This window comes from Chloroherpetonaceae bacterium, assembly GCA_033763895.1.
Lineage (GTDB): Bacteria > Bacteroidota > Chlorobiia > Chlorobiales > Thermochlorobacteraceae > JANRJQ01.
Map to the genome: position 1 here is coordinate 46,249 of JANRJQ010000002.1, position 7,568 is coordinate 53,816.

Here is a 7,568-nt window from a genome sequence, read left to right on the forward strand (position 1 = left end):
GAAATATAGTCGGTTTTTGATAATACTTCCAATATTCATCATCAAATAGACTTTATCTTCTTTTGTTCAAATAAAAAAACGGGTTGAAAACCCATTGGCTTTCAACCCGTTTGAAAATCTTATGATTTAGAGACTTGAAACAATTACTTGCTCGCCACCACATCAAACCGATCAAGATTCATCACCTTAGTCCACGCAGCCACAAAATCTCTCACGAACTTTTCTTTCGCATCACCAGCAGCATAGACTTCCGCAAGTGCGCGAAGTTCGGAATTTGAACCGAAAATCAAATCCACGCGTGTGGCTGTCCACTTCGTTTGATTGGTTTTGCGGTCTTTGCCTTCAAAGGTCAGCCCGTTTTTATCGCTTGCGCTCCAAAAGGTGCTCATATCCAAAAGATTCGCAAAGAAATCGTTGGTTAAAACGCCCGGTGTAGCGGTTAATACGCCGTGCTTGGTACCGCCGGAGTTTGCACCTAAGGCGCGCATTCCACCCACAAGTACCGTCATTTCCGGCGCTGTTAAGCGAAGCAATTGTGCTTTATCTACAAGCAAGGCTTCGGGCGAGAGTGTGTATTCCTTCTTTTGATAGTTGCGGAATCCATCGGCCATTGGCTCAAGAACCGCCATACCATTCACATCGGTTTGCTCTTGCGTGGCATCCATTCTTCCGGGTGTGAACGGCACAGAAATGGTTACACCGGCTTTCTTCGCGGCGTCTTCTATAGCGGCGCTTCCCCCGAGCACGATAAGATCGGCGATTGAAACCTTCTTGCCTGTTGGGTTGCTGTTAAACTCCGATTGAATCTTTTCATACACGGCAAGTACGCGCTTCAATTCCGCCGGATTATTCGATTCCCAGTTCGCTTGGGGCTCAAGTCGAATGCGCGCACCATTGGCACCACCGCGGCGGTCGCTGTGGCGGTAGGTTGAAGCAGATGCCCAAGCAGTGCGAACCAATTCATCGGTCTTTAAGCCGGAGCTTAAAATTTTTCCTTTCAAAGATTGAACATCGGCGGCATCCACGAGCGGATGATTCACCGCAGGAATCGGGTCTTGCCAAATGAAATCGACAGTTGGAGCTTCAGGTCCCCAATAGGTGGTTTTCGGCCCCATATCGCGGTGGGTGAGCTTAAACCACGCACGCGCAAAAGCGGCATCAAAGGCATCAGTATCTTCCATAAACTTCCGCGAAATCTTCTCATACACCGGGTCGAAACGGAGCGAGAGATCGGTGGTGAGCATTGTGGGTTTATACTTTTTATTGGGGTCGAAAGGATCCGGAACCATAATCGAAGGATTCTTTGCCACCCATTGCTTTGCACCGGCAGGGCTCTTGGTGAGCTTCCATTCGTTATTGAAAAGAAGACTAAAATAAAAATGATTCCATTTGGTTGGCGTAGGTGTCCAAATCACTTCCAAGCCGGAGGTGATGGCATCGGGGCCTTTGCCTGATTTATACTTGCTCTTCCAGCCAAGCCCTTGCTCTTCAATTGAAGCGCCTTCGGGTTCAGGACCCACATTTTTTGCACTGCCTGCGCCGTGCGTTTTTCCAAGCGTATGTCCACCTGCAATGAGTGCCACGGTTTCTTCATCGTTCATGCCCATTCGGCCGAAAGTTTCGCGAATGTCTTTTGCAGCGGCCACAGGGTCAGGATTTCCGTTCGGACCTTCGGGATTCACATAAATAAGTCCCATTTGAACAGCGGCGAGCGGATTTTCAAGTATCCGTCCTTTTTGATAACGCTTATCATCGAGCCACTTTTTTTCAGGCCCCCAATACACATTTGATTCCGGTTCCCATACATCTTCGCGGCCTGCGGCAAAGCCAAGTGTCTTGAATCCCATTTCCTCAAGCGCCACATTTCCGGCGAGAATCATGAGATCGGCCCAAGAAATTTTGCTGCCATATTTTTGTTTGATTGGCCAAAGAAGACGGCGAGCCTTATCGAGATTGGCGTTATCAGGCCAGCTGTTTTGCGGGGCGAAGCGTTGTTGCCCGGCGCGTGTACCGCCGCGGCCATCGCCGGTGCGGTAAGTTCCGGCGCTATGCCACGCCATACGAATAAACAGTCCGCCATAATTGCCATAATCAGCCGGCCACCAATCTTGTGAACTTGTCAATAGAGCGGCGAGATCTGCCTTCAATGCTTTGTAATCAAGCGAATTGAATGCGGCTCGGTAATTAAAGTTCTCGTCCATCGGGTTCGAGAGCGAAGAATTTTGGCGAAGGATGCTTAAGTCTAATTGATTTGGCCACCACTCTTTATTGGTATTGCCTTCGCCGCGCATAACCTGTCCGCTCGATTTAGAAGGGGTAGATGCAGTTGTAGAAGCGGTGGATTGAACGCCCATCGCAGCATAATCTGGCGCACCGTTCATCGATACATTTTGAAGGTTTGCGCCCGGAGCGTCGTAGCCCAACGGACAAAGTCCTTTTGCGGGGTCGTTCGAGGTTTGTGCTTTAGCCTTCGCCGTTTTGGCCTTCTTAACAGCTTTAGTCGCGTTTCCGCTGCTCACTGTTGTTTCTTGCCCATTGGCGAAACCGCCAAAGACAACGAAAAACACAAAAAGTGCAAGTGTTGCTTTTGTAAGTTTCATAAGTGTCATTGTTTAGTTAATCAAAAACGAAACGGCTTAAAGTTTGTCAATTTTTTTGATAATTGAAAGTTATATAATTAAAAATCCAATCGATTTTGTCTATAATTTATCATTGATTCATTTTCAAAAATCGACCTCTCAAAGGTCAATTCACAGGATTTTCGTTCAGGTTTCACTTCATTGCTTTGAAAGTATTATGTTATCAGATTAATATCGGAACTCGAATTCTGAAAAGTTTCTGAGTTAAAACAAAAACACAATTTGTATGACTTTAGAAGATAAAATTAGAAAAGAAGTCATCCGCGAATACGGCGATGGCTATCATGCATTTGGATTAAACCGCATAATGGGCAATATCGTGGGGTTGCTCATAATTGCAAGTGAGCCACAATCGCTCGATGAAATTTGCAAACAGCTTGGGCGAACCAAGGGCGTGGTGAGTCAGATCATGCGGCGGCTTGTTGAGCGAAATTTGGTGCGGAAGGTTCTTTCTACCGGTACGCGAAAAGATTATTACGAAGTTCATCCCTCCGTATTTGAGAATGCGTTTCGAAATAACCTTGAACTTATTCGCAACAACACGCGAATTGCCAATCGATTGAAGGATTTGGCGGAACAAAGTAAGCACGAGTCGCTGGAGCCATTACAATTAAGGCTTTCCGAGATGGCAAGGTTCTATGAACTTACCGTTGATCACTACGAACGGTTTTTAGCTGAGTGGCACGGTGAGCGAGATAAGCTGCATTCAAAGTTCACAAAAGCAGAAAAGAAAAAGAATCTGAAAAAATAATTTTTTTTCTTCATTACGTTTTATATTTTTCAAACGTTCAAAACATTAGAAATTTCTGACAATTCAATTTCTGTTTTAAGAAATTCAAAGACAATGAGACGCTTGGAAAACAAAGTCGCCATAATTACCGGCGGCGCTCAAGGGATTGGCAAAGCAACTGCGTTGAAATTTGCAGCAGAAGGCGCAAAGCTCATCATTTGGGATATGAATGAAGAGAAAGGGATACTCTTCACTGAAGACCTGTCAAAAATGGGCGCTCAAGCATTGTTCCAAAAAGTGAATGTTTCCTCATTTGAATCTGTAAGTTTAGCCCTTCAATCAGCGTTACAAGTATTTAGCCACATTGATATTCTTATCAATAACGCCGGCATCACCCGCGATTCCTCTCTACTCAAAATGACCGAAGAACAGTGGCAACAAGTCATTGATGTTAATCTTACCGGCGTATTTCATTGCACAAAAGCCGTTGCGCCAATAATGGTTGAGCGCAAGTCGGGCAGAATCATTAATGCAAGCTCAGTAGTAGGCATCTACGGAAATTTTGGGCAAACCAATTATGTCGCTACAAAAGCCGGAGTCATTGGGATGACACAAGTTTGGGCAAGAGAACTTGGCCGCAAAGGCATTACCGTAAATGCCGTAGCCCCCGGATTTATCGCAACAGACATGATTCAAACAATTCCTGAAAAAATTTTAGAAGGCATTAAAGAAAAAACGCCGTTGCAACGCTTCGGAATGCCCGAAGACATTGCCAATACATTTTGTTTTTTGGCTTCAGATGAAGCCTCATTCATTAACGGCGCTGTTATCAGTGTCGATGGTGGGTATATCCCGGCATAAAGAAAGTTTTATTCCATTGCTCCATTAGGAGCATTAACTGAATTGAGAATGAGAAGCGCAGTGATTGCATCAAGCAGTCTTTATGCCCCTTCGCGGGTACTCACCAATCAATATTTCAACGAAATGTTGGGCGAGGATGTTGGAACTTGGCTTGAGCAAAATCTCACCATTCGCGAAAGGCGATGGGCACAAGCAAACGAATCCACCGCCGACCTTGTTGAGAATGCCGCTAAGGACGCTCTTCATAAAGCAGAACTTTCCGCAGAAAAAATCGATCTCATCATTGTAGCAACCGATACTCCCGAATACATCTCCCCATCAACAGCTTCTGTGGTTCAATATCGCTTGGGTGCTAAAAATGCTGGAACATTCGATTTAAATACAGCATGCGCGGGTTTTGTAACCGCATTGGATGTTGCCTCCAAATACATCGCTTCCGATGAGCATTATCAGAATATTCTTGTGATAGGGGCTTACACGATGAGCAAATACTTAGACCTTCATGATAAAAAGACCGTAACACTTTTCGCTGATGGTGCCGGTGGGTTTGTGCTTTCATCAGAGGCGAATTCAAAACGAGGTTTTCTTTCTAGCCAACTACTCACCGAGGGTCAGTATCACGGCTGGATGGGGATATATGGCGGCGGAACACATCTTCCAACCACCACGGAAACGCTTGATAAAAAAGATCATTTACTCAAGTTTGTGAAAAAGTTTCCAAAAGAATTGAATCCGGAAATTTGGTCACAAATGATTCAAACCCTCTGCAGTCGAGTGAACATTCAGCCTTCGGATGTTGCGCAGTATTTCTTTTCACAAATCAATATTAACAGCATTTGGGATACGCTTGGGAAATTGAATCTGCCCAAAGAAAAGGCACATACAATTATGGATCGATATGCCTATACAGGTTCAGCCTGCATCCCGATGGCCTTTCATGAAGCGGTAGAACTTGGAAAAGTGAAGCGCGGTGATTTGGTGATGTTTGTGGGTTCAGGCGGCGGGCTCTCGTTTGCAAGTGCTGCTTTTCGGTATTAAATCATTTAAAGGTAGGAAATGAAAGAGCAGATGATTGCCAATGAAACTCAGGGAGAAGCAAGCCGATATGCGTGGGCGGTGCTTGCACTTCTAACCTTGGTGTATTTGCTCAATTTTTTGGATAGGATGCTCATTTACATTCTCTTCACTCCCATCAAAAAAGAAATGCACTTTACCGATGTAGAACTTGCATTGCTCAGTTCTACCTCATTTGTCATTTTTTACACTGTTCTCGGAATCCCTTTTGGAAAATTGGCCGATAAAATTGAGCGGAAAAAAATGATTGCTTTCGGGCTTGCGGCGTGGAGTTTCTTTTCCGGCATGACGGGTTTTGCGGCTGATTTTTGGAGCATTTTCGCGTGCCGTGTTATGGTGGGTGTCGGCGAGGCCACTCTTGGCCCGGCGGCGCTTTCACTTCTTTCTGATTTTTTCCCGAAGGAAATTCGAGCGACTGCTCAAGGAATTTATTCTTCTGCAATTGCCATTGGAAGCGGCCTTGCTTTTCTGCTTGGTGGTTGGATTGCTGATACTATGGGATGGCGTTATGCCTTTTATTTCCTTGGCTTCCCGGGTGCGATCATTGCATTTCTCGTTATTTTGATTCGAGAGCCAAAACGAGGTGAAAATGAAAAACCTACTGAAAGCATTCAAGAAAGTCGGTTGATTGAACTCTTGAAAACCAAAATGCTTTGGCTTCATCATTTGGGATACTCTGTTTTTAATGTTGCTTCCGCAAGTGTCGGCGCTTGGCTGACGATTTATTTTGTGCGTGTTCATAAGCTTTCAGTAAGCGAAGTTGGTCTTTGGTTTGGGTTGGCAATGATGACAGGAGGGCTCGCGGGAATGGTTGTTGGAGGCATTTTAGCCGATCGATTTCGAAAACAACATTTGGGTGGAAGAATGCTTCTTGCCAGCATCTCGGCTATTGCAAGTTCATTACTCTGGGCTTTGATGCTTTTTGGGAATGAAGTTAAAGTTCTGCTTGTATTGAATATCGCGTTGCAGGCATTTTCTCTCTCTTGGTTAGGTCCGTCTTTTGCCGATTTAAATGATTTGGTTGAACCAAAACAGCGAGGTTTGGCCGTTGGCGTTTACTTTTTTCTGGTGAATGTTTTTGGCTACGGAATCGCGCCGCTCCTGATTGGATGGATTAACGATGCAATGCAAATCACCTTGAATCCGGAAGCAATGAGAACCTCCCTGATGATATGTCCTATTGCTTGTGTGATCGCATCAGGGATTCTTTGGTTTGGTAGCAGAGAAATGAATGTGAAGTATGAAGGGGTGAATCGATGAATACAGACTGGTTGAAAAAACTATCGTCCTACTTCCCAAAGAAAGTTGCGATGAAGGAAGTAGAATCGGGGAGGGAATTGACCTATGAGCAATTTCAAAATTGTGCGTCTCGCTTAGCGTCTGTTTTAACACATGATTTGGGATTAAAGCACGGGGACCGCGTAGCGATTTTAGCTGAAAATTCGCTTGAGCATTTTATTCTCTTTTTTGTTGCTCAAAAAACCGGACTCATCATTGTTCCATTAAACTATCGACTCTCATCAAGCGAAATCGGTGATCTCTTGACGGATTGTACGCCGTCGTTACTCATCATTGAAGATAAATTTCAACATCTCATTGAAGGCTATATAGCACCGCAGATAAAAATCTGGGAGCTAACGAAGGTTGAGCAACTCTGTTATCAAAAGAAGGAGGAACCGTTCGATTTCGAGAGCAAAGAGCTTAATGAAGATAATTCACTTTTTATACTCTACACTGCGGGTACGACAGGAAATCCAAAAGGGGTTTTGTATTCACACAAAATGCTTTTCTGGAATAGTATCAACACCTCGCTTCGAATCGATTTGACGAGTGAAGATCGAACATTGACTTTCTTGCCGCTTTTTCACACGGGCGGGCTCAATGTGGTTGCAACGCCTTTTTTGCATCGCGGCGGGTATGTGGCGTTGGTGAAAAAGTTTGAGGCAGCGCTTGTGACTTCCCTCTTGGAAAGCGAATCGATTACCATTTTTATGGGAGTTCCTACAACGCTGAAGATGATGGCGGAGTCAAATGCTTTTCAAAGCACTTCGGTTAAAACCGTACGGTTTGCTATGGTTGGCGGCGAGCCGATGCCGCTCCCTTTGATTGAAACTTGGCACAATAAGGGTGTTTGGATTCGTCAGGGGTTTGGCATGACGGAGGTTGGGCCAAATCTTTTTTCATTGCATCAAGACGATGCAGTAAGAAAAATCGGATCTATTGGAGTAACGAACTTTTATCTCGACGCAAGAATCGTTGATGAT

The 7,568-nt window shown here is 44.8% G+C and carries 6 protein-coding genes; 5 read left to right on the forward strand and 1 reads right to left on the reverse strand.

Translation table 11 applies throughout. The annotated features are described in order from the left end of the window. Nucleotides 1-143 precede the first annotated feature (143 nt). Nucleotides 144-2,291 (reverse strand): catalase/peroxidase HPI, encoded by a 2,148-nt coding sequence (gene katG, locus SFU91_00180; GenBank protein ID MDX2127435.1) that lies wholly within the window; start codon nt 2,289-2,291, stop codon nt 144-146. A 574-nt stretch (nt 2,292-2,865) separates the two neighbouring features. On the opposite strand from katG, the gene SFU91_00185 reads away from it, so the two are divergent. From SFU91_00185 to SFU91_00205, 5 genes are all read left to right on the forward strand, one after another. Further along, a complete protein-coding gene (locus SFU91_00185) occupies nt 2,866-3,390 on the forward strand; it encodes a MarR family transcriptional regulator (GenBank protein MDX2127436.1) in 525 nt (174 codons plus the stop codon). A 93-nt stretch (nt 3,391-3,483) separates the two neighbouring features. Beyond that, on the forward strand, nt 3,484-4,230 hold the full coding sequence (gene fabG, locus SFU91_00190; protein MDX2127437.1) for a 3-oxoacyl-[acyl-carrier-protein] reductase: 747 nt from the start codon (nt 3,484-3,486) through the stop codon (nt 4,228-4,230). A 48-nt stretch (nt 4,231-4,278) separates the two neighbouring features. Then, complete coding sequence (locus SFU91_00195) at nt 4,279-5,268, forward strand: ketoacyl-ACP synthase III (protein MDX2127438.1); 990 nt, start codon at nt 4,279-4,281, stop codon at nt 5,266-5,268. 18 nt (nt 5,269-5,286) lie between these two features. Beyond that, the gene (locus tag SFU91_00200; GenBank protein ID MDX2127439.1) at nt 5,287-6,564 is read left to right on the forward strand and encodes an MFS transporter; all 1,278 of its coding nucleotides are present in this window, start codon (nt 5,287-5,289) and stop codon (nt 6,562-6,564) included. Then, nucleotides 6,561-7,568: AMP-binding protein (locus SFU91_00205; GenBank protein ID MDX2127440.1), on the forward strand; the 1,008-nt coding region annotated here is incomplete at its 3' end. The genes SFU91_00200 and SFU91_00205, both read left to right, overlap by 4 nt.

Coding starts and splice junctions, on each gene's coding strand:
- katG (MDX2127435.1), bottom strand. CDS start 2,291: ATGCGCGGCGAAGGCAATACCAATAAAGAGTGGTGGCCAAATCAATTA.
- SFU91_00185 (MDX2127436.1), top strand. CDS start 2,866: ATGACTTTAGAAGATAAAATTAGAAAAGAAGTCATCCGCGAATACGGC.
- fabG (MDX2127437.1), top strand. CDS start 3,484: ATGAGACGCTTGGAAAACAAAGTCGCCATAATTACCGGCGGCGCTCAA.
- SFU91_00195 (MDX2127438.1), top strand. CDS start 4,279: ATGAGAAGCGCAGTGATTGCATCAAGCAGTCTTTATGCCCCTTCGCGG.
- SFU91_00200 (MDX2127439.1), top strand. CDS start 5,287: ATGAAAGAGCAGATGATTGCCAATGAAACTCAGGGAGAAGCAAGCCGA.